The organism is Salinispora tropica CNB-440 (assembly GCF_000016425.1).
Lineage (GTDB): Bacteria > Actinomycetota > Actinomycetes > Mycobacteriales > Micromonosporaceae > Micromonospora > Micromonospora tropica.
Genome location: NC_009380.1, coordinates 1,960,551 through 1,981,999, shown reverse-complemented (window position 1 = coordinate 1,981,999; position 21,449 = coordinate 1,960,551). Strand labels below are relative to the sequence as shown.

The window sequence follows — 21,449 nt, the reverse complement described above, 5'->3', positions numbered from 1 at the left end:
GCTCATACACTGGGGGCATGAGGTCCAGCCTGACAGCCGAGGACCTGGTGCTGGTCGAGGCCGTGTCCCGGCACGGGTCGGTCGGGGCCGCGGCCAAGGAACTCCTTACCACCCAGCCCTCGGCCTCGCGCCGGCTGGCCGCGCTGGAACGCCGCCTGGGGACCAGGTTGTTCGAGCGGGACACGACCGGGGCCCGCCCTACCCCAGCCGGGCGGGAGCTGGCCCGGCAGGCCGCACGCCTGCTGGCCGACCTCGACGCCCTCCCAGCCCAGATCGCCGCCGCGACGCAGGCCCCGTCGGTGAGCCTGGGCACGATCCAGGCGCTGGCGCCGATCGTGTTCACCGCCGCCCAGATCGAACTCGCAGGCGTGACGCTCCAGACCGAAATCGATCACGGCCCCACCCTGATCGGCCGGGTCCACCAGGGCCTGCTGGACGCGGCGATCGTCACGATCGCAGACCAGGCTGTCCTGCCCCAAGGCCTCCAGACCACCGGGCTCGGGGCCTCCCCGCTGGTCCTGGTCCTGCCCGCAGACACCACACCCCTGGCCGCCGGGAGGAAGGCATTGGCGGGAAGGGAAGTGCTGTACTCCTCGATTGACCTCACTGGCAAGCACCTGCACGCAGGCTTGTCCGGGCTCGGCGCGCTACCGCAGCCGGGCCCCACGATCGAGGCCACCCTGCGCATCGCCCGGCACCGCAAGGTCCCGGCCGTGGTTCCCGACCTCGCGGCCCGCTGGTGGGACGACCCCACCGACCGGCTGCTGCCCTCCCCAGTGCCCGGAAAGGTCAAGCTCTCGCTGGTGACCAGGCCCCCGCAGCCATCCCGCCTGGCACAGGTACTGCCGGCCCTGACCGCGCGGATCCTGGGCGCGCCGCAGGACTCACCGGACAGGCCCTAGCACCCGGCTGGCTTCAGTTGCCGCGGCGTTTCCAGAACTGACGGGCGGCGAAACCCTCCCGGCGGAGCCAGTGCTCGGTGTAGACGATCCGGTTCGCCTCGATCACCACCAGGGTGTCCCGTGGTGGTTCGGCGAGCGACCGGCCCCGTTCGGCGTGCTCGTTCTCCCACCGAAACGCGGCCCAGTAGGGCTCGCGGTCGGGGTGCTCGGGTGGCAGCACCCGAGCCTCGCCGAAGAGCTGCGCGCCGCGACTGCTGGCCAGCCCGACCAGCGGGGCGAAGATTCCCACCGAGACCCGTGGGTCCGCGGCGATGTTGCGCAGCTTCGGCGACCGCGGCGCGGCGGTGAACATCACCGCGAAGTCGAGCGGGTAGTAGCGCACCGGGGTGGCGAGCGGTCCGTCGGGCCCGACCGTGGCCAGCACACACATGTTCTGCGACGAGAGCAGGTTCCGAATGCGCTCCTCGAGCCGTTCCCGTGGCAGCCGAAATCCAGAGTCGTGTAGCGGCACGATTGGCTCGACAGCAGCGCCTCACCAGCGACAATTCACCCCAAGTCGTAGCGGTTGTAGACGATAGTGCCCTCCGTCGCCCCATCGGCGGCGCAGCCACATTCGGGAGCAGCCTTCAACGGGTGCGCTTCGCATGAGCGACTGTCCTGGAGAGAGGGCGGTGAATGAGTTGGCCGTGCGTCCAGATTGGATGCCGTGGCTCGAGCTGGGCAATCGTCGCGGTGTCGACGTATCCACACCCGAGCTTGAGTCCCGCACCGCTCTCACTGTCGAGACGACGGTGATTGGCAGCGAGTGGGGGTGCTATCGCCATACTGGCGAGGGTAGAGAGCACCCGCAACAGCCAACCAGGGTCCGGTCCAGGCGAGCCAGATAGAGCCATCCGCGCGGACCGATGCAGTTGCTACACCTGAGAAGCCACTATTCCGTCACTCCGTCCGAAGCCTTCAAGTTCACTGTCAAGTCCCGATCTCGAAGAGTTCGTTCGACGTGTCGTAGTACTTCGTCGTCTGCCCCAGGTGCGTCATGCCGAGCCGCCGGCAGACGGCCTGGGAGGCATGGTTTGCCGGGTCCGTGACCGCGATGACCCTCGTCAGACCCCGGCTGAACGCGTCCGCCAGGACCGCCGCCGCCGCTTCGGTGGCGTAGCCGTGCCCCCAGGCGTCCGGATGCAGGTGCCAGCCGATCTCGACTTCGGGCGTCCCCCCGATCGGCTCCCCAGCCGACAGGGGAACCGGCTTGAGCAGGAGGTTTCCCACCAGTCGGCCGCCCATCGCCGTGGTGATGACCCAGATCCCGTGGATCGGATCGCCGATGGCGCGGCGACGCGCGATCGAGGCGAGGGCGGTCTCGCGGTTGTTCATGATCGTGGGCTGCGCACCCAGGAAGCGCACCACCTCCCAGCGCGACTCAAGATCTAGCAGAAAGTCGACGTCCTCGTCCCGCCAGGGGCGCAGCAGGAGGCGGTCGCTCACGATGGTGCGCATGGGATCAATCTATTCGAACCCCCGGCAGACCTAGGTGGACAGATACGACCGCTGTGAGCACAATCGGTTCGCCGAGACCGCCGAGCTACCCACCCCTCGGGAAGGGAATCCGCATGCCCAGGTACGACGCGATTGTCATCGGGGCCCGCTGCTCGGGCGCGTCCACCGGCATGCTCCTGGCCCAACAGGGGCATCGGGTGCTGGTAGTGGACCGGGCAAGCTTTCCCAGCGACGTCATCTCAACCCACTTTCTCTGGCCGCACGGGACGTCCTACCTGAACCGGTGGGGCGTGCTGGATCAGGTGCTGGCGGTCACCCCCGCGCACACCGAGGTCACGTTCGTCAACGACGGGATTCCGCTCACCGGCTCGGTGCCCGACGAGCTTCTGCGCGCGTACTTCCGCGACTGGCATGGCGACGACTCGGGCGTGGTGCGCTCGTACGCCTCGATCCGCCGGCACGTGCTCGACCAGATACTGGTCGAGGCCGCGAGCAAGGCCGGCGCCGAGGTACGAACAAACTTCACGGTACAGGAGCTGATCACCGAGGGCGACCAGGTCGTCGGCGTACGGGGGCGCACCTCCGACGGGCGGTTGGTCGAGGAACGCGCCCGGATCGTGGTCGGTGCCGACGGTCGTAACTCGTTCGTGGCCCGCTCCCTCGGCCTGCCGAAGTTCGACGAGCGGCCCCGGTGCACCTTCGCCTACTGGAGCTACTACTCGGGCTTCGACCTCGGCCCGGCCCAGCTACACCGGCGAGGTCGGCTGGCCTGCGCCGTGGCGCCCACCAACCACGACCAGAACATGGTCCTGGTCTGGGGTCCGAGCGAGTGGTCTCGTGAGTTCCGTCGTGATGTGCCCGGCAACCTCCAGCGGGCGCTGGAATTCGTCAGCCCGGAGTTAGGCGAGGTGGTCCGGGCGCAGGGCGTGCGGGCGGAGCGCATCTACGGGACGCTGGACCAGTCCGCGTTCCTCCGGCCACTGGCCGGACCGGGCTGGGTGCTTGTCGGCGACGCCGAGTCGGCCAAGGACCAGTGCACCGCGATCGGGATGACCCACGCGTTCCGGGGCGCGGAGCTGGTGGCCACCGCACTCGACCGGTGGCTCTCCGGGGACGCTTCGCTCAGCGAGGCGATGGCCACCTATGAAGGCCGCCGCCGCAGCCAGAACGCCGCCGCCTACTACGACTACGTCTGCACGCTCGCGGAGATGCGTCCGTACCGCCACGACGAACTGCAGTTGTTCGTGGCGTTGCGCGGAAACCAGCAGGAGATCGACAGGTTCATCGCCACCCACGCCGACGTCGCGCCGGTTTCGGAGTTCTTCCAGGCGTCGAACCTCCTCCTCCTCAACGATGCCGCGAGGGAGACCTCGGCCGGCTACCCGGTGTTCGAGGACTTCCCCGCGACCGCTCGGATGTACCAGCAGAACCTGTTCGCCTGACCCGTACCCCCGCCAGGAGATCGACTGTGTCCCTGCCTGAGCTAGACCAACGCGACGACGACGAACTGATCGAGACCATCCTTGCGGCCGCTGACCGGCGCGATCTGGCGGCCATGGCGGTAGCCGCCGCCGAGGTTTCCGAGATGACTCGCAACTGGGCCACCCACATCCCGTGGGACGATTTCGACTCCTTGGACGAGAGCGCCCTCAGCGAGGTGGTCACCGACCTGACCCAGATGTGGGAACCCGTCCACCTGCAGGTTGACACTGACGAGGCGTACGCGCTCGACAAGAACGCCTACGACTTCTACCGGCCAGCGGGCCGTAACCTGATGACCCGTACCGAGGAATTCCACGGATGGGTCGAGGCGCGTCGGCGGACGGAGACGTGGCAGTACTCCAGGACACTGGAGGCCGCGCCGAACAGCATCGCCCAGATCACCAACGACATCGGCCGGCGTACCCGCGGCATCAACTTCAACTCGCAGGACTATCTGTCGTTCAACACGCACCCGGCGATCCGGGAGGCGGCGACCAAGGCGATGCGGGACTACGGGCCGCACAGCGCCGGGTCACCGATGGTGCTCGGAAACACCCGGATCTCCGACGAACTGGAGGCATCGCTCGGCGAGTTGGTGCGGGCTGAGCAGGTGACGCTCTTCCCGACCGGGTGGGCCGCCGGCTTTGGTGCGATGGTGGGCCTGGTCCGGCAGGAGGACCACGTGTTGATCGACCGGCTGGCGCACTCCTGCCTCCAGCAGGGGGCCCGGGCGACCACCCGCAATGTGGTGCGCTACGAACATCTCAACGTCGCCGAGGTCCGTCGCCACCTCGTCGACATCCGCCGGCGAGACAGCCGCAACGGGATCCTCGTCGTCACGGATGGCCTCTTCTCGGTGGACGCTGACTGGCCGGATCTGGTGACCCTTCAGCGGGTGTGCCGAGAGCATGACGCGACGCTGCTCGTCGACGTGGCACACGACCTGGGTTCGATGGGCCCGGGTGGTACCGGGGTACTCGGGATGCAGGACGTGCTCGGTGACATCGACATCGTGATGGGTGCCTTCTCCAAGACGTTCTGCTCCAACGGCGGCTTTGTCGCCTCGGCCTCTCCCGCGCTCAAGCAGTACCTCAAGATGTTCGGCGGATCGCACATGTTCTCCAACGCGTTGTCTCCCGTGCAGACCGCCGTGGTCCTGGCGGCCTCGAGGATCATCCGCTCCGCGGAGGGAGACCTCCTCCGCTCCCGGCTGCACGCCGCCGTCACCGCGCTTCGCGACGAGCTGACCGGGCACGGGCTGACGTGCATGGGTGAGCCATCGCCGATCGTGCCGCTTCTGATCGGAAACGAGAAGCTGGCGCGGATCGCGAACCGCCTGCTGTTCGACCGCGGGGTGCTCGCGTTCATGGTGGAGTTCCCGGTGACTCCTACAGGTTCCTCGCGGTTCCGGCTTCAGGTGCAGGCGAACCATGAGCCGGATGAGGCCCGTGCCGCAGCAAGGATCATCGCGGACGCGATCACGGACGCCCGCACGTACCTGTCCAGTGCTTTCGGGAGCACAGAGCGGTAGCCATCGCCACGCCTCATCCGGCCATCCCGGCCGGCCGGATCGGCCAGCCGGGCGGCCACGCATGAGTAGTCAGATCGCGGCCAGGGCCTTGGTGATGTTCCGCTCGGCCAAGCCCAGCATCCACTGGCGGTCCGGGAAGTCGGTGCCGGCGATCCGAAGGGGACCTTCGATCAGGGACAGGATCTGGGCACATCGATAGAACTCCAGCCGATCGGGATCGAGTTCGACTGGGCGTAGCGCGGAGTACGCGTCACCGAAGCGCAACTGTAGCCAGGCGTGCTCCCACTCCACGTCGAAGAACGTCAGCCCCTCGATGTCGACCAGGGCGGGTGCACCGGAGGGTGGGACGAGCACGTGGTCCGATCCGAGTTCGCCGTGTATCAGCCGGTAGTCGTGGCGGGCGGTGACCACGCCGCGCAGGTGCCGGAGATGGTCGGTGATTCGGTCGTGGGCATCGGCGAGCCGGGCGTCGCGGGCGGCCGCCGCGTTGAGGTGACCACGCGCCCGGTCCTGGATGATGTCCTCGGTGCTGCGGGTCTGGGGTGCTTCCCCGCGGGCAATGGCGGCGAGCTTGCCGTAGCGGGTGCCGCGGGTGGCGTACATGCGGCGCAGGGCGTCGCCAAGTGCGGACAGCGGCGTCACGGCTGCGGCCGGGTCATGTTCCATGAGGGCTTCGAGCGTCACCGCACCGACATCCTCGACCAGCGCAAGGTCGGCCGGGTGGTAGCGGCCGTCGCGGTCGAGCATCAGCAGCCGTGGCGTCCGCACGCCCACGGCGGTGAGGGCGGCGTAGTTGGTGGCGAACAATTCGGCGCCCGACGCGTCGGTGAAGGGATCGTCGGGGACAGTTGGTGCCGGGGGCCAGTAGTTCTCGGCGGTTGCCCAAAGATAGAGGACCACTGTCGACTGATCGTCCAACCGCAGGCGGTAGACGCCCTTCTTGCTGCCACCGGTCAGCCGGTCCAGGGCAGCAGGTCTGCGGTCTGCGCCGAACTGGTCCACCACCAGGTCGTGCAGGTCGTCAAGCTGGAGGACTACCCGGGTCATGGATCGCCCTTCTCTTGTTGCTCGGCGATGGGCGCAGCGGTTCACCGGGGGTCCGGTACATGATGTTGTCAGTGCCGGCGCCCCACCGGTGGCCGCGACCTCCCACAATATCGATCCGGACTCCACAAGGTTCGGGTGGACGCGACACCATGCGTGGGTGATTTGTCCTAGGCGAGATCAGCTCCGTCGATTAGAATGTATGTACTAATCTCGCTGTTGAGCTGGGAGGATGCCCGTGACCGCGCCCACCCCCGCCACTCCCCTCGCCCCCTACACCACGCTCCTTGGCTTCACCCGTTATGTCGACCGCACCGGCCCGACCAAGGCCACCTTCGTCGGGGGCCTGCGCCGGCAGCGGGCCAGCCGCTCCGGCTTCAACCCGCACGGCCAGTTCGTCAAGGCGCTCAAGGCCGACATCGCCTTCCACACCGGCGGCACCCATCTCGATCGGGTGGTCACCGCCGTCAACCCCCGGTGGCGTCCGCTCTACCAGGCGTTGGCGCCGGGGGCGATGGCCTGGCTGCTTTCTCTTGGCGCACCTCGGTCGGTCGACCTGGCCCAGACCCGCGACGCACTCGCCCTGTTGGGTGACCTACCCGTGAAGATCAACCCACACTTCGGAATCCGGTACGCCGACGGGCGTACCGAGGCCGTCCGCCTGCACTTCGACGAGGCTCCGCCGAGCGACGAGGCAACGCTTGCCATGCTGCACCTGATGGGCCGACAGATGGAGGCGATTCTGCCGCACGCCGAACCCGTCCTGATCGATGTCCGGCGTGGCCGGGCGCACCGCACGCCAGCGACCGCGAAACCAGCCGAGATCGAGCGCTGGTTGACCGGCGAGGCCGTCGCCTTCCAGGCACTGTGGAGCACTGCGGCCTGACCGCGCGGATAGTTGCGGTCAATAGCCTGTCGTATCGTCGACGCTGGACTCCCAAGTCGGCACCAGGAAGCTCCGCTCGAAGGTGAGGACCACCTCGCCGGTGGCTTTGCGGCCGATGGTGCGGCAGCTCACGATGCCCTCGCCCGGTCGGCTGGCGGAGAGCCGTTTGGCGGTCACCTCGCTCTCGGCGTACAGCGTGTCGCCCACGAAGACCGGCTGGGGAAGGTGGATCCGTTCCCAGCCGAGGTTCGCGATGGCCCGGCCGCTGGTGCTGCGGGCGGCCATCCCGCCGACGATGCTCAGGGTCACCAGACTGGAGACGAGGGGCTGACCCCAGCGGCCCGCCTCGGCGTACGCGCAGTCGATGTGTAGCGGTGACGCGTTCATGCTCAACATGCTCATCAGGACGTTGTCCATCTCGGTCACGGTGCGGCCGGGCCGATGCTCGATCACCGTGCCGACGACGATCTCGTCGTAGTAGAAGCCGACCTGCTCGCGGTACCGGTTCTCCCCTACCATCCGGTAACCGACCGGACCGGGCCCGGTCGGCTCTCCGGCCTGCTCAGCCCACATCGGTGAGCTCCCGTACGTGGTCGGCGAAGGTGGCCAGGACCGCCTGGTCGATGTCAGCGCGAATCATGATCCGTACCCCGGCCTGACCCTGCGGCACGATCGGAAAGAACACCGCCGAACTGTAGAAGCCCCGCCGGTACAACTCCGCGGAGAGTTGGACCGCCCGCTCGGTGTCGCCCACGGTGATTCGACGCACCGGCAGCCCGTTGCCGGCAAAGGAGGTGGGCAGCAGCTCGTCGAAGTACGCCACGTTCTCGTGCAGCCGGCGCTGCAACTGACCAAGCTCGGGTGAGCGGTGGATGGCGGCGCTCGCCAACGAGGCCCCGACCAGTGGCAAGGCCATGTTCTGCGACCATCCCACCGGCCCGGCGTGCCGAGCCAGGAAACGGGACATCGCCGGGTCGCCGAGCATGGCCACGCCACCGCCGGTGCCGAAGCCCTTGCCCAGACTGGTGACGATGATGGTGAGCGGATTCATGGTCAGTCGGGAGCGAACGAAGCCCTCACCCCGCTCGCCTACCAGCGACAGCGAGTGCGAGTCGTCGATGAAGAGGAACAGCCCGTACCGGTCCTGGAGCTCCAGCAGACCGTCCAGGGCAGCGGCGCCGCCCATCGAGTACGCGCCATCGGCGACGTAGGCCACGCTGGGGTACCGCCGGCAGACGTCCTCCAGGTAGTTCAGGTCGTTGTGGTCGCAGGTGAGGACGAGGCTCTCCTCGGCACAGATGGGCTTCACGTACGACATACAGAAGTGGCAGTGCCGGTCGAAGACCATCACCCTGGGGCCGCCCGGAGCGAGGTGCCCGGAGGCGACCAGGGGCAGGATGCCGGCGGTAAGCGCGCTACAGGTGGTGCCGGGAAGGATCTGGGCGCCGAACAGGTCTCCCAGCTCCTCCTCCAACCGGACCAGCAGCTGGTGCCGGATGCGGGTGGTGGAGGTGACCAGCCAGGTGGTGCCGGCCTCACGTAGCGCCGACACCGCCCCCTCGATCACTGCCGGATGGTGGTTCAGGCCGAGGTAGGCACAGGAGCACATGTTGACGAACTCCTGGCCGGTCGCCCGGTCGACGAGCCGATTGTTCGAGTCGCCCGAAGGTGTGTCGACCCTGATCCCGGTCAGACCATGGTCGGCCGCTGCCTGCCAGGCCGGGTCGGCGGTCCGGATCATCTTCTCCGCGTTGCGGTACCGGTGCGGACCGACGACGCGTTGGTGTTCCTCTGTGCTCGTCATTTCCCTCTCCCTGCCGTTGGGACTGACGGCTGCTGTCCCGGCGACGGTCAGCCGGATGGGTCGAACTCGTCGAGCAGCCGTTGGGACGCCTCGAAAAACGGCCGGCCGACCATCACCCCGTCGACGGTGGTGATGCCCTGGCCGCTGCGGCGGCCAGCGGCCACCACTCGCCGGGCCGCCTCCAATGACTCCGCGTCGGGTGAGAAGACCTGGTTGATGACCGCCACCTGGCGTGGGTGCAGGGCGATCTTGCCACTGAACCCGAGGTCCCGTGCCAGGATGGCCTCCCGCCGCAACGCGGTCAGGTCCTGCAGTTGGAAGGTCGGCGAGTCGATCGCCTCCACCCCGGCCGCCCGGGCGGCGTTCACCACCCGGGTCCGAGCCTGCGCCAGCGGCTCCCAGCGCAGTTGGACACCAAGGGCCGACGCGTAGTCTGCCGACCCGAAGATCAGCGCACGAAGGCGGGGCGACGTCGCCGCGATCGCTGCGGCGGCCTCCACCCCTCGCGGCGTCTCGATGACCGCGCACAGCTCGAGGTCCGGACGGACCGGCCGGAGCAGTCGCGCCACTATCTCGACGTCGCGCGGCGATTCAACCTTGGGTATCACCACTATGGTGGGCCGGACCGGATACTCACGCAACGCGAGCAGGTCCCGCATGCCGTCCGGTTCGGTAATCATGTTGACCCGGACGGCGCAGCGGCGACCGGACGCGCTCTCGCTGGTGAAGAACGCGCTCGCCCGGGCTCGGGCCTCGGCCTTGTCCGGCGGCGCCACCGAGTCTTCGAGGTCGACCTGGCAGATGTCGGCTCCCGAACGGTGGCAGTTGGCGTATCTGCCGACCGCGATCGCCGGCGTACACAGCATGGAACGGCAGTACCGGGCGTACATCACACCTCCCGGCGTACGTCGATGAGAACCTTGCCCGAGGTGGCGCGGGCGGCGACCGCCGCGTGGGCGGCACCAACCTCGTGCAGCGCAACCGTCCGGTCGACATGGACCGTAAGCTGACCTTGGGCCGCCAGCTCGAAGAGCCGGCCGACGATTCCGCACAACAGCTCACGGTCGTCCACCACGTGCCGCATCCAGAAGCCGGCACAACCAATGGAACGCTCGGCCAGCTGGGCGGTGGTCACCGCGACGACACCGGCCTGGTCCTCGGTACCGACGAGCATGTCACCACCTCCGCCGGTTCCGGGGTCGCCCGACGTTCCGGGCCGCCAGCCCAGGCAGACCAGGCGTCCGAACGGCGCCAGGCCGGCCAGGGCGGCCCGCGCCACCGCGCCGCCCACCGAGTCGACGAACAGGTCCACGCCACCTCCGCCGGCCGCCTCCCGCACCCGATCAGCCAGCTCTGGATCTGCCGGGTCCAGCACCAGATCGGCGCCGAGCGTGGTGACGAACTGTCGCTTCGCCGAGGTCGACGCCAGGCCGATCACCGGCGAGGCGCCAAGCGCCACCGCGAGCTGCACCGCGAGGTGTCCAACCCCGCCGGCCGCGGCGGAGACCGCGACACTCTCCCCGGCCCGCAGCCGACCGGCCAACGACAACGCCCCGTACGCGGTACTGCCCTGCTCGAACAGGCCGAGCGCCTGCGGGTCACCGATGCCCGCCGGAATCTCCACGGTGTGCGCCTCCGGGGCCGCCACCACTTCGGCGTACCCTCCGCCTTGGCGTAGTAGCGCGACCACCCGTTGTCCATCGGTCCGTCGACGCCCCACCGCCTCCACCCCGAGCACCGCTGGCAGCGGCAGCTCGGGTTGAGCACCGGCACAGCGCTCCAGGTCGTCGAAGTTGACCCCGGTCAACGTCACCTCGATCAGGCTCTCCCCCACCCCCGGCGACGGCTCGGGTATCCGCTCGACGCGTAGTGCCTCCGGGCCACCGGGTCGACGCAAAACCACCGCACGCATGAACCGGGTCATCGCGGCCGCCAACGGCCGATGCGGCGCGAACCGACGAGAAGCGGTCCCCAGCCACCGCTACGGGTGCGTCCCGACGATGCGGAGCAGGTCATGCCGACTGGTCCACGAAGAGTTCCCCCCGCCGGCGGTGCAGCTCCTCCGCGGCCTGAGGTTCGTCCGCGATGGCGCAACAGGCGACGGTACCGTCCGCGTCAACGTCGTTGGAGGTGATCACGACCCCGGTACGGCTGGTGGGGTCGTAGGCCAAGCCGGCCGTACCGAGCCGCTCGACAGCCGCCGTGAACGACGGCACGGCCCAACCGAAGCGTTCCAGGAAGATCCGCTTCTCTCGGTACCCGGGATCGACCACCCGACCGTAGAGGGCCAGGTGCAGGTGGGTTGAGCCGGTCAGGCGACAGTTGATCTCGGTGAAGAGCACCTGCTTGTCCACAGTGGCAATAGCGTCGGCACAGACCACGCCCCGGTAGCCGAGTACACGTAGGGACTCGACCAGCCGGCGGGCGCCGTCGAGCAACTCTGCTCTGGTCTCCGCGTCGATCGTCTGCGCCGGCAGCACCCCGCCGATCGCCGTTGGCTGCATCAGCAGATCACCCACCCCGATCAGCTGCGCTGCCTCGTCGGTAACGATGAACTCCGCGTAGATGGTGGTGGACCTGGGGAAGAACCGCTCCACCACGAGCCGGTGTGCGTGGCCTGCGGTGAGCCATTCCCACCGCCGCTGTACGTATGACTGCAGCGCGGGGCGGTCCGGCAACACCACCGTCCGAGGTGCGCCGGTCGGCACGACGCCATCGGTACGGCTGAGGACCTCGTTGCCGAGGCCACCTCCGTTGAACTCCATCTTCACGATGGCGCTGTGCCCCTGGTCGAAGAGGTCGGCTATCGCCTCCAGTGCCTGTTCCGGCCGGGCGACCACGGTGCCCGGCGCGGTTGGCACCCCGGCTCCGGCGGCCAGCGCCCGAAACCCGGCCTTGCTGTTCACCAACGCGTCGCCTGCCTGGGCGCTGAACGGATAGCCGGGCAGAGCTGCCTCGGCGCCTAGTGTCCGGGCGAGCCCGGTGATGGAGAGGTCTTTGTAGACGGCGAAGATTCTGGTCGGTGGTCGGCTACCGAGAACGCCGCGAAGATTGTCAAGGAAGTGCGGATCGGTGAGCCGATCGGGAGTGAGGATGTCCGAGCCAAGACTGCCGGGTGGAGGGATCACCGTGGTCAGTGACGAGGCACGGGTTCCGGTCAGGTGAGTGACGTAGCTCAGGTAGTCCGCCGGCGGAGCGAATGGCAACACCAGTACGTCGCCGTCCCGGGCGAACCACAGCATGCGCTGCGCGGCACAGCCACCGCCGCGTAGCTGGTCGGAGGTCAGCGCCGCCAGATCGCCGACCATCTCCCAGGTTCGACTGTTGCCGATGATCAACGTTGTCATGACCGCCCCATCACGTCGGCGGGATTCTCGGACACGACCCCGCCCAGCCGGGGTCAACCGACAGTTGAGCTACCACAGGAGACAGACCGGGGCACCGTTACGAACCGTGCGTCAGGATGTGAGGAGACTTCAGATTTGCTGATCGACACGCTATCAACAGGCGGCGCCGATAGCAAGGAGTGATCTTGTTTTAACTCAGCGTAGTGGCGACCGCTGTGGCGGCCACGGCACGAGAGGTCGTCCGTGACGCCACCCACCCAGGCCCGGGCGGCATCCCGCAACATCACATCAAGGCGGCATGCCAACGATGCAGCCGCCGCCGGCCACAGCCGGCCCGTCCCGACCAGCCGGCCCATCCACCGCGCTCGCCGACGAAAGTCCTCATTGCCGAAAGTATCGATCACTGGTTACATGGGTGACGGCTGTAGATCTACGGTGCCACCGCAGGTAACAACAACGTCGCGCTCCTCGCCGTTCAGGGTGAGCGCACCGCACGTACGTGTCCTGGGGGCTACATGAGGCTGCACAGTTTCGATGAGTGGTCGCCGTTGCGCGAAATCGTCCTTGGTTCGGCCTCGGGCTACCGACAGCAGGCCCGCGACCTCTCCTTCGACCTCTTCTTCTACGACAACCTGGTCCATGACAACCCAAAAACTCACCCCATCTACTATCCACGGCTCTCGACCCACGGCCAGCCGACGCCGGGATCATTGACCTCGAAAACCCTGGACATCAAACAACGCTACGTGGACGAGCTACACGAAGACGTGGAAGGGATAGCCGGGACGCTCGAGTCCCTAGGCGTACGCGTTCACCGACCGATGAACCTCCGCGAGGGCGCAGCACACTTCGCCACACCCGCATGGTCCGCCACCGCGCTGCCGCCCCTGAACGTCCGGGACAACACGTTGATCCTGGGTGACGAGATCATCGAAACGCCACCAATGATGCGCTCGCGCTACTTCGAGACGCAATTCCTGAAGCCCGTTTTCATGGAGTACTTCAAGCACGGCGCCCGGTGGACGGTCATGCCCCGACCGTGGATGACCGACCGCTCCTTCGACCTCGCCCGCGCCGAGCAGATCGTCACCATGGAGACGGTGCCCACCATCAACGACTCCCCCTACGACGTGGGCATCGAAATGCTCTTCGACGCCGCACAGTGCCTGCGATTCGGTCGGGATATCCTGGTCAACATCGCGACGGCGAACCACCTCCTCGCGTGCGAATGGTTGGAGCGCCACCTGGAGGGCCGCTACACCATCCACCGGATCGACCGGCTGACCGACAGCCACATCGACAGCATGGTGCTCCCCCTGCGACCGGGCACGTTGTTGATCCGCTCCCGACGGTTCCTCGAGTACCTGCCCAAAGCCCTCCAGAAGTGGGATGTCATCGAGGCCCCAGAGCCGAAAGCACAGAACTTCCCCCAGTACGACGACGATGACGTCATCCTCACCAGCCCGTTCATCGACCTGAACGTGTTGTCGATCGACGAGCGCACTATCATGGTCAACGATTCCTGCCCGGAGCTGAGCCGTGCACTGGAACAGCACGGCTTCGAGGTCGTACCCGTACGTCATCGCCATCGGCGACTGTTCGGCGGCGGCCTCCACTGCTTCACCCTGGACACCGTTCGCGACGGCAAACTCGAGAACTACTTCTCCTGATGGAGACTGTCGCACCAACCGGCCTAGCGTCCCGTGATTCTGTTGCCTTTACGTGATGGTGTGGTGGTTCACTGCCTGGTTGGAGTTGACATCGGACGGGCGCTCGGTTTCCCTACTACGCCCTGTATTGCCCGAGCCGACCGGCCTGCCACCGCTCTCGGTTCCATCACCGCCGGCGCTGTCGGCGTCGGTGGTGATGGCGGCGCGCGGGCCCCGATCGCCGCACTTTTCTCGTACGCCGACCACGACGCACCCCCGGTGAATGCGACGCGGGTGCCGCGGAGTCGTCAGGGTTAACAAACCATAGGAATACCATCCCTGTTACGAACAGGAGGAAGGCTCCAACGATCAGCGATGCTTTCCACTCATCGCCTGGCGGCCATGCCGAGGACGTTCCCGGCCCGACCACTCGAGCATCGAGGGAAAGCGGCTCTCCCGCCACCTGAGGATCCCCTTCGAAGGGACGCTCGTATCGGACACGGCTGATCCGAAGCGTTCCGTCGCTGGAAACAAAGGTGCCGTGACACCACCACGGGTCGTTTTTACCCCACTCGTCGATAGTGCACCGGTCGATCGTCAGGGTTCCACCTACACCCCACTTCTCGGCCCGCAAGTTGCCGATACCATCGGTTAGCATCGGCAACGTGAGGAAGAGGAAGAAGCCGACAACGCCGATGCCGATGAGATTGAGCCACCCCTGATCCCATACGTGGTCCACTCGCCGTAGCAGGGCCCTGCGCACCCGTGACATGCCGCCTAGGCTAGACAGTCCGTGCGAGCTGGTAGTGGGCACCGATCTTGCCAGACTCGACCTACTGACGTGCGGTTTGTCGTCGGTGCTGACGGGGTTTGCCTAAACAGTGGTGCCACTGACGTGACCGACCGGCTCGGCCGGGGGCAGCAGTCCGGGGACGAGCGCGTCGACGGCACGGCCCAGCAGGTGCCGACCGTTTGGGGCCGTCTCCAGGCCGGCAACCAGGGCAACGCAGATCTCGGCTGCCGCGTCCGCGTCCGCCGCGCCCGCCTCGGTGAAGAGGCCCGCCAGCAACTTCCGCAACTCCACGGTGAACTCGGTGCAGATCTCACCGAACAACCGGGCCTTGCTGTCGATCAGCTCAGCGGTGTGCGGCGAGTCCCCGATCAGGTGGAGGGACAGGTCAAGCTTGGCGGCCAGGACGCCCCGGATGCGCTGGACACAGGGGGCGTCCTGGCCGGCCGCCTGCCGAGCACGGGTCAGCGCCTGGGTGTGCAGGCGCCCGGCGAGCTGCCGGAACGCGTCATCCTTGCCCCGAACGTACTGGTAGACAGCGGACCGGGAGACGCCCATCGCGGCGGCGATGTCATCCATCGTCGTCCGCCGTACGCCATATCTGATCAGGCAGGTGTAGGTGGCGTCGAGGACGTCGGAGAGCCGGCCACTGTCCATATCAGCTCAGTTTAGCCAGCAGCTCCGTGGCGACCTGTTCGGAGGAGGCCGGGTTCTGCCCGGTGATCAGGTTGCCGTCGACGACCACGTTCGGCGCCCACGCCTCGCCTTCCTGGAACTGCACGCCGATGTCGACCAGGCGATCCTGGAGCAACCACTTGGCCTTGTCGGCAAAGCCGGCCTGGGCCTCCTCCACGTTGGTGAAGGCCGCCACCCGGCATCCGGCGAAGGCGTTGCTGCCATCGGCGGTCACCGCGGCGAGCAGCGCCGCCGGTCCGTGACAGACGATGCCGAGCGGCTTCTTCGCCTGCTGGGCGGCCACCAGCAGCCGACCGGAGTCCTGGTCAACCGCCAGGTCCTCCATCGGCCCGTGACCACCCGGATAGAAGACAGCCTGGTACTCGTCGAGGTCGACCTCCGCCAGGCGGATCGGCTTGCGCAGGCCCTCGAGGCCCTCCACGGCTTCGGTCATCCGGACAGCGCCCGCCGGCCCACCGGTGAACTCCGGCAGCAGGCTGCCCCGGTCCACCCGCGGCACCACCCCGTCCGGGGTGGCGATCACGACCTCGTGGCCGGCGCTGGTCAACATCTCGTGGGGAACCACGATCTCCTCGGCCCAGACGCCGGTGGGATGCCGGGTGCCGTCGGCGAGCTCCCAGTGGTCAGCGCCGGTCACCACGAACAGGATCTTTGACATTGATCGAGTCCTCCGTACCTGGGCGGGCCCCATCAGTCCGCCTCGACAACTACCATACATACTGACACTCTGTATGTAAAATGTCAGTCCAGTGTCGCAGCGGTCCGACTCCGCGGCGACGACGGGCACCAGCAGCCCGGCGGAGGTAACTCCGGGCGGACGATCGCCCGGCTGCCTATCCTTAGCGGCGACATGCAGAACGAAGTCGCCTCCACCCCGCCCGACGCCACCCGCGAGCTGCACCGCCGGCTACGCCCGTTGATGCTCCGTGACCAGCACCGTCTTCGACGGCGGCTGGACGGCGCACGCCGGATACCCGACCCGCAACGTCGGGAAACAGCCCTGGCCGAAATCACGACGGATGTGGTCCGGGCCGAGGCACGGCTGGCGGTCCGGCAGGCCGCCGTACCCGCGATCACCTACCCGGCCATGCTGCCGGTCAGCGACCGCCGGGACGAGATCGCCGCGGCGATCCGTGACCACCAGGTCGTGATCGTCGCTGGCGAGACCGGCTCCGGCAAGACCACCCAGCTGCCCAAGATCTGCCTGGAGCTGGGCCGCGGCGTCCACGGGTTGATCGGGCACACCCAGCCGCGCCGGCTCGCCGCCCGAACAGTCGCCGACCGAATCGCCGAAGAACTCGGCACCGAACTGGGCGAGGTGGTCGGCTACCAGGTGCGCTTCGCCGACCAGGTCAGCGACCGGAGCCTGGTCAAGTTGATGACCGACGGCATCCTGCTCGCCGAGTTACAGCACGACCGGATGCTGCGCCAGTACGACACGATCATCGTTGACGAGGCGCACGAGCGAAGCCTCAACATCGACTTCATCCTCGGCTACCTACGGCAGCTCCTCCCCCGCCGGCGGGACCTCAAGGTGATCATCACCTCGGCCACCATCGAGACCGACCGGTTCGCGCGACACTTCGCCGACGCCGACGGCAACCCGGCGCCGGTCGTCGAGGTATCCGGCCGGACCTACCCGGTCGAGGTACGGTACCGGCCGCTGGTCGAGGTGGGCGAGGACGAGGACGACACCGACGAGGAGCAGGTTCGCGACCAGGTCCAGGCCATCGGGGACGCGGTGCAGGAACTGGCCACCGAAGGCCCCGGCGACATCTTGGTCTTCCTCTCCGGTGAACGGGAGATCCGAGACACCGCCGACGCGCTCGGCAAGCTCGTCGCGCACCGACCGACGCTGCGCAACACCGAGATCCTGCCGCTGTACGCCCGCCTGAGCACCGCCGAGCAGCACCGCGTCTTCGCCCCGCACACCGGTCGGCGGGTGGTGCTGGCCACCAACGTCGCGGAGACATCGCTCACCGTGCCCGGCATCCGATACGTGGTGGACCCCGGCACGGCGCGCATCTCCCGCTACTCGAACCGGCTCAAGGTGCAACGGCTGCCCATCGAGCCGGTCTCGCAGGCCTCGGCCAACCAGCGCACGGGACGATGTGGGCGCACCTCGGACGGCATCTGCATCCGCCTCTACGACGAGCCGGACTTCCAGTCCCGGCCCGAGTTCACCGACCCGGAGATCCTGCGCACCAACCTCGCGTCGGTCATCCTCCAGATGACCGCGATCGGACTCGGCGATATCGCCGCGTTCCCCTTCATCGACCCACCGGACCGTCGCACCATCACCGACGGCGTCAACCTGCTGCACGAGCTGGGCGCGCTGAACCCAACCGAGACCGACCCGGCGAAACGGCTCACCCCGCTCGGACGACGGCTCGCCCAGCTGCCGGTCGACCCCCGGCTGGCCCGGATGGTGCTCGAGGGTGAACGCAACGGCTGCGCCACCGAGGTGGTCGTGATCGCGGCGGCGCTGTCGATCCAGGACCCCCGCGAACGGCCGGTCGACAAGCAGGCCCAGGCCGACCAGGCGCATGCGCGCTTCGCCGACCAGGAGTCGGACTTCGTGGCGTACCTGAACCTGTGGCGCCACCTGCGCGAGCAGCAGCGGGCCCGGTCGTCCAGTGGATTCCGGCGGATGTGCCGATCGGAGTACCTGAACTACCTGCGGGTGCGGGAGTGGCAGGACATCGTGAGCCAGCTCCGGCAGGCGCTGCGGACCCCGGAGCGGAGCCGGCGGCGGGGCGGGCCGGCCACCGACGGCGGTGAGCGACGCGGCGGCGGGGCGGACCTGCCGGAGGAGATCGATACCCCGAAGGTGCACCAGTCCCTGCTGGCCGGCCTCCTCTCCCACGTCGGCCTGAAGGACACCCAGCGGCACGAATACCTGGGCGCGCGGGGGGCGAAGTTCGCCCTCTTCCCCGGCTCCGCCCTGGCAAAAAAGCCACCGCGCTGGGTGATGGCTGCCGAGTTGGTGGAGACCACTCGGCTGTGGGGCCGGGTGAACGGTCGGGTCGAGCCGGAGTGGGTCGAGCCCCTCGCCCAGCACCTGGTGAAACGCAGCTACAGCGAGCCGCACTGGGAGAAGCGGCAGGCGGCGGTCATGGCCGTCGAGAAGGTGACGCTGTACGGCGTCCCGATCGTCAGCTCCCGCAAGGTCAATTTCGGCCGGATCGATCCGGTGGTCAGCCGTGAGCTGTTCATCCGACATGCGCTGGTCGAGGGGGACTGGCAGACCCACCACCAGTTCTGGCGGGACAACCAGCAGCTACTCGACGAGGTGACCGAGTTGGAGAACCGGGTCCGACGGCGGGACATCCTGGTCGACGACGAGACGATCTTCCAGTTCTACGACGAACGAGTCCCGGCCGAGGTGGTCTCCGGTCGGCACTTCGACGCCTGGTGGAAGCGGGAGCGCCGGCAGCGACCGGACCTGCTGACCTTCACCCGGGACCTGCTGGTCAACGCCGGTCGCGGAGGCGTGGACGAGGTCGGCTACCCCGACGAGTGGCGAGCCGACGGGGTGCGCCTGCCGCTGACGTACCGCTTCGACCCCGGCACGCCCGCCGACGGTGTCACGGTGGACATCCCGCTGCCGCTGCTCAACCAGGTGCCGGCGGAGAGCTTCCAGTGGCAGGTGCCGGGACTCCGCGAGGAGTTGGTCATCGCGCTGATCCGCTCGCTGCCCAAGGCGGTCCGACGAAACTTCGTCCCGGTGCCCGACTACGCCCGGGCCGTACTCGCCGAGCTACCCCCCGGCGAGGAGGACCTGCTGGACGCCCTCACCCGGCAGCTACGCCGGATGACCGGCGTCACCGTCCCCCGGGACGCCTGGGATCTTGGCAAGCTACCGCCGCACCTGCGGGTCACCTTCCGGGTACTCGGCGAGGACGACCGCCCGGTCGCCGAGAGCAAGGACCTGCCGGCGCTACAACGCGAGCTCACCGCGGAGGTACGTCAGGTGGTGGCCGCCGCCGCGCCGGACGTGACCCGCAGCGGGCTGACCGACTGGGAGATCGGTGCCCTGCCCCGCACGGTCGAGCAGGTCCGGGCCGGGTACGCGGTCACCGCCTACCCGGCGCTGGTGGACGAGGGCGCCACGGTCGGGGTACGGGTCTTCGACTCCCCCGCCGAGCAGGAAGCCGCGCACTGGGCAGGGACCCGACGCCTGCTCCGGTTGACCGCGCCGTCCCCGGCGAAGTTTCTCCAGGGGCGGCTCTCCAACGAGGCGAAGCTGGCGCTCAGCCGCAATCCGCACGGGGGCGTACCGGCACTGATCGAGGACGCGGCCGGCGCGGCGCTCGACAAGCTGATCGCCGACGCCGGAGGCCCGGCCTGGGACGCCGATGGTTATGCCGCGCTGCGCAGTACGGTCCGCACCGGCCTGGTGGAGACCGTCGTCGAGGTGATGGAGCGGGTCCGCGGGGTACTCGCCGCCGGGTACGCGATCGAGCAACGCCTCGGCGCGACCCGCAACCTGGCGGTGGTGGCCGCACTCGCCGATGTCCGCAGCCAGCTCACCGGCCTGATCCACCCGGGCTTCATCACCGAGGCCGGCTACCCACGCCTACCCGATCTACGGCGCTACCTGACCGCGATCGAACGTCGGTTGGACCGGCTACCCGGCAACCCGGCCCGGGACAAGCAGCAGCAGGACCGGATCGCCGTCGTGCAGCGGGAGTACGCGGACCTCCTCGCCGCCCTGCCGCCGGCGAAGCGGCGGACGGTGGCCGTCCGCCAGATCCGGTGGATGATCGAGGAGCTGCGGGTGAACGTCTTCGCCCAGGCGCTGGGCACCCCGTACCCGGTCAGCGAGCAACGCATCTACCGCGCAATGGACAACGCCGAGGCCCACTGACCGCTCGGCGGGCTAGCGGGGCTCGAGGCCGGATGGCAGGGCAGCGGTGGCGACCGCGTCGTCAACGTACTCGAGCAGGATGCGACGTAGCTCCCGGCCGGCATGGGTGGGGACGACATCCCGGCGGCGGGCGACCGCGATGGTGCGGCGAACGCCGGGCGAGGCGAGTCGGGTGACGTGGATTCCGGGCCGGCTGGCGACGACACTGCCGGGCACCAGGGCGACGCCCAGCCCGGCCGAGACGAAGCTGAGCACGGAGTCCATCTCCCCGCCGTCCACCGAGATCCGGGGCTCGAAGCCAGCCTCCCGGCACGCCTGCAGGGTGGCGTCCCGCAGGTCGTACCCCTCCCGAAACATCACCAGTGGCTGGCCATGCAGGTCGACGACGCGCATCGGGTGCGCCGACGGAGAGTCCGTCAGGGGCCCGACGCTGGCGACCACCAGGCTCTCGGTGAGGATCGCATCGGTGCGTAGCCCGGGGTCGGTGCCCTGGGCGGGCGCGATGATCAATGCCAGATCCAGGTCGCCGCGGAGCAGGTGCCGGACCAGGTCCTGAGAGCCGCCCTCCTCGACCCACAGGTCAACGGTCGGGTGAGCGTCACGGAAGCGGCGCAGCACGGGTGGGGCCAGCGAGGTGGCCAGACTGGGGGTCGCACCGAGGCGTACCCGACCCCGCCGTAGGCCGACCAGCTCCTGCACCTCCCGGGTAGCGATCTCCACATCGGTGAGGATCCGTTTGGCGAACGGCAGCAGTACCTCACCCGCGGCAGTGAGCCCGATCTTTCCCCTTACCCGCTCGAAGAGCGGGGTGCCGAGTTCAGTCTCCAGAGCGTGAATTTGCTTACTCAACGAGGGCTGCGTTATGCCAACGAAGTCGGCTGCTTGGGTGAAATGTCGTACTTCTGCGACCGCCACGAAGTACCGAAGCTGATGGAGTTGCATCTTCATAGC

18 protein-coding genes are annotated in these 21,449 nt (G+C 68.2%); 7 read left to right on the top strand and 11 right to left on the bottom strand.

All coding sequences use genetic code 11. The features are described from left to right. Window positions 1-17 precede the first annotated feature (17 nt). Window positions 18-902, top strand: coding sequence for a LysR family transcriptional regulator (locus STROP_RS08710; protein ID WP_011905623.1), 885 nt, complete (start codon window positions 18-20; stop codon window positions 900-902). A gap of 13 nt (window positions 903-915) precedes the next feature. Here the strand turns inward: STROP_RS08710 and STROP_RS08705 are convergent, their stop codons facing one another. Next, window positions 916-1,413 (bottom strand): pyridoxamine 5'-phosphate oxidase family protein, encoded by a 498-nt coding sequence (locus STROP_RS08705; RefSeq protein ID WP_011905622.1) that lies wholly within the window; start codon window positions 1,411-1,413, stop codon window positions 916-918. Between STROP_RS08705 and STROP_RS25620 the strand changes: the two genes are divergently transcribed. Continuing rightward, a complete protein-coding gene (locus STROP_RS25620; RefSeq protein WP_420794853.1) occupies window positions 1,380-1,550 on the top strand; it encodes a Scr1 family TA system antitoxin-like transcriptional regulator in 171 nt (56 codons plus the stop codon). The two genes, STROP_RS08705 and STROP_RS25620, sit on opposite strands and share 34 nt — an antisense overlap. A 321-nt stretch (window positions 1,551-1,871) precedes the next feature. Here the strand turns inward: STROP_RS25620 and STROP_RS08700 are convergent, their stop codons facing one another. Continuing rightward, the gene (locus STROP_RS08700) at window positions 1,872-2,399 is read right to left on the bottom strand and encodes a GNAT family N-acetyltransferase (protein ID WP_011905621.1); all 528 of its coding nucleotides are present in this window, start codon (window positions 2,397-2,399) and stop codon (window positions 1,872-1,874) included. Window positions 2,400-2,512: 113 nt separating this feature from the next. On the opposite strand from STROP_RS08700, the gene STROP_RS08695 reads away from it, so the two are divergent. Next, window positions 2,513-3,841 (top strand): NAD(P)/FAD-dependent oxidoreductase, encoded by a 1,329-nt coding sequence (locus tag STROP_RS08695; protein ID WP_011905620.1) that lies wholly within the window; start codon window positions 2,513-2,515, stop codon window positions 3,839-3,841. Between the two features lie 26 nt (window positions 3,842-3,867). Then, the gene (locus STROP_RS08690) at window positions 3,868-5,412 is read left to right on the top strand and encodes an aminotransferase class I/II-fold pyridoxal phosphate-dependent enzyme (protein WP_011905619.1); all 1,545 of its coding nucleotides are present in this window, start codon (window positions 3,868-3,870) and stop codon (window positions 5,410-5,412) included. A gap of 69 nt (window positions 5,413-5,481) precedes the next feature. On the opposite strand, the gene STROP_RS08685 is transcribed toward STROP_RS08690, so the two are convergent. After that, window positions 5,482-6,459, bottom strand: coding sequence for a phosphotransferase family protein (locus STROP_RS08685; protein WP_011905618.1), 978 nt, complete (start codon window positions 6,457-6,459; stop codon window positions 5,482-5,484). 235 nt (window positions 6,460-6,694) lie between these two features. On the opposite strand from STROP_RS08685, the gene STROP_RS08680 reads away from it, so the two are divergent. Then, on the top strand, window positions 6,695-7,342 hold the full coding sequence (locus STROP_RS08680) for a hypothetical protein (protein ID WP_011905617.1): 648 nt from the start codon (window positions 6,695-6,697) through the stop codon (window positions 7,340-7,342). A gap of 18 nt (window positions 7,343-7,360) precedes the next feature. Here STROP_RS08680 and STROP_RS08675 read toward each other — a convergent pair whose 3' ends face one another. The 5 genes from STROP_RS08675 to STROP_RS08655 all read right to left on the bottom strand — a co-directional run bounded on the left by STROP_RS08675 (window position 7,361) and on the right by STROP_RS08655 (window position 12,493). After that, window positions 7,361-7,915, bottom strand: coding sequence for a MaoC family dehydratase (locus STROP_RS08675; protein WP_011905616.1), 555 nt, complete (start codon window positions 7,913-7,915; stop codon window positions 7,361-7,363). Then, window positions 7,905-9,146: an 8-amino-7-oxononanoate synthase family protein gene (locus tag STROP_RS08670; protein WP_011905615.1), complete on the bottom strand. Its 1,242-nt coding sequence runs from the start codon at window positions 9,144-9,146 to the stop codon at window positions 7,905-7,907. Before STROP_RS08670 ends, STROP_RS08675 begins: the two co-directional genes overlap by 11 nt. A gap of 47 nt (window positions 9,147-9,193) precedes the next feature. After that, on the bottom strand, window positions 9,194-10,036 hold the full coding sequence (locus STROP_RS08665) for an HpcH/HpaI aldolase/citrate lyase family protein (protein ID WP_026275018.1): 843 nt from the start codon (window positions 10,034-10,036) through the stop codon (window positions 9,194-9,196). Then, window positions 10,036-11,058 carry a quinone oxidoreductase family protein gene (locus tag STROP_RS08660; RefSeq protein WP_028565253.1) on the bottom strand — a complete coding sequence of 341 codons (1,023 nt, stop codon included), beginning with the start codon at window positions 11,056-11,058 and terminating at the stop codon, window positions 10,036-10,038. The genes STROP_RS08665 and STROP_RS08660 overlap by 1 nt, the downstream gene beginning before the upstream one ends. Window positions 11,059-11,158: 100 nt before the next feature. Beyond that, window positions 11,159-12,493: a preATP grasp domain-containing protein gene (locus STROP_RS08655; protein ID WP_011905612.1), complete on the bottom strand. Its 1,335-nt coding sequence runs from the start codon at window positions 12,491-12,493 to the stop codon at window positions 11,159-11,161. A gap of 515 nt (window positions 12,494-13,008) precedes the next feature. Here STROP_RS08655 and STROP_RS08650 point away from each other — a divergent pair. Further along, the gene (locus tag STROP_RS08650) at window positions 13,009-14,163 is read left to right on the top strand and encodes a scyllo-inosamine-4-phosphate amidinotransferase (protein WP_011905611.1); all 1,155 of its coding nucleotides are present in this window, start codon (window positions 13,009-13,011) and stop codon (window positions 14,161-14,163) included. 853 nt (window positions 14,164-15,016) lie between these two features. Here STROP_RS08650 and STROP_RS08645 read toward each other — a convergent pair. Both STROP_RS08645 and STROP_RS08640 read right to left on the bottom strand, forming a co-directional pair. After that, a complete protein-coding gene (locus STROP_RS08645; protein WP_011905609.1) occupies window positions 15,017-15,589 on the bottom strand; it encodes a TetR/AcrR family transcriptional regulator in 573 nt (190 codons plus the stop codon). A gap of 1 nt (window position 15,590) precedes the next feature. Continuing rightward, the gene (locus STROP_RS08640) at window positions 15,591-16,286 is read right to left on the bottom strand and encodes a type 1 glutamine amidotransferase domain-containing protein (RefSeq protein WP_011905608.1); all 696 of its coding nucleotides are present in this window, start codon (window positions 16,284-16,286) and stop codon (window positions 15,591-15,593) included. 192 nt (window positions 16,287-16,478) lie between these two features. Between STROP_RS08640 and hrpA the strand changes: the two genes are divergently transcribed. After that, entirely contained in the window at window positions 16,479-20,498 is a 4,020-nt protein-coding gene (gene hrpA, locus STROP_RS08635) for an ATP-dependent RNA helicase HrpA (protein ID WP_011905607.1), read from the top strand. 12 nt (window positions 20,499-20,510) lie between these two features. Here hrpA and STROP_RS08630 read toward each other — a convergent pair whose 3' ends face one another. Then, complete coding sequence (locus STROP_RS08630; protein WP_011905606.1) at window positions 20,511-21,446, bottom strand: LysR family transcriptional regulator; 936 nt, start codon at window positions 21,444-21,446, stop codon at window positions 20,511-20,513. Between the last annotated feature and the right edge of the window lie 3 nt (window positions 21,447-21,449).

Bases quoted from the DNA above. Each gene is read 5' to 3' on its own strand.
- STROP_RS08660 (WP_028565253.1), bottom strand. From the start codon at position 11,058: ATGCGTGCGGTGGTTTTGCGTCGACCCGGTGGCCCGGAGGCACTACGC.
- STROP_RS08640 (WP_011905608.1), bottom strand. From the start codon at position 16,286: ATGTCAAAGATCCTGTTCGTGGTGACCGGCGCTGACCACTGGGAGCTC.
- STROP_RS08675 (WP_011905616.1), bottom strand. From the start codon at position 7,915: ATGTGGGCTGAGCAGGCCGGAGAGCCGACCGGGCCCGGTCCGGTCGGT.
- STROP_RS08670 (WP_011905615.1), bottom strand. From the start codon at position 9,146: ATGACGAGCACAGAGGAACACCAACGCGTCGTCGGTCCGCACCGGTAC.
- STROP_RS08655 (WP_011905612.1), bottom strand. From the start codon at position 12,493: ATGACAACGTTGATCATCGGCAACAGTCGAACCTGGGAGATGGTCGGC.
- STROP_RS08710 (WP_011905623.1), top strand. From the start codon at position 18: ATGAGGTCCAGCCTGACAGCCGAGGACCTGGTGCTGGTCGAGGCCGTG.
- hrpA (WP_011905607.1), top strand. From the start codon at position 16,479: ATGCAGAACGAAGTCGCCTCCACCCCGCCCGACGCCACCCGCGAGCTG.
- STROP_RS08630 (WP_011905606.1), bottom strand. From the start codon at position 21,446: ATGAAGATGCAACTCCATCAGCTTCGGTACTTCGTGGCGGTCGCAGAA.
- STROP_RS08695 (WP_011905620.1), top strand. From the start codon at position 2,513: ATGCCCAGGTACGACGCGATTGTCATCGGGGCCCGCTGCTCGGGCGCG.
- STROP_RS08645 (WP_011905609.1), bottom strand. From the start codon at position 15,589: ATGGACAGTGGCCGGCTCTCCGACGTCCTCGACGCCACCTACACCTGC.
- STROP_RS08700 (WP_011905621.1), bottom strand. From the start codon at position 2,399: ATGCGCACCATCGTGAGCGACCGCCTCCTGCTGCGCCCCTGGCGGGAC.
- STROP_RS08685 (WP_011905618.1), bottom strand. From the start codon at position 6,459: ATGACCCGGGTAGTCCTCCAGCTTGACGACCTGCACGACCTGGTGGTG.
- STROP_RS08665 (WP_026275018.1), bottom strand. From the start codon at position 10,036: ATGTACGCCCGGTACTGCCGTTCCATGCTGTGTACGCCGGCGATCGCG.
- STROP_RS08650 (WP_011905611.1), top strand. From the start codon at position 13,009: ATGAGGCTGCACAGTTTCGATGAGTGGTCGCCGTTGCGCGAAATCGTC.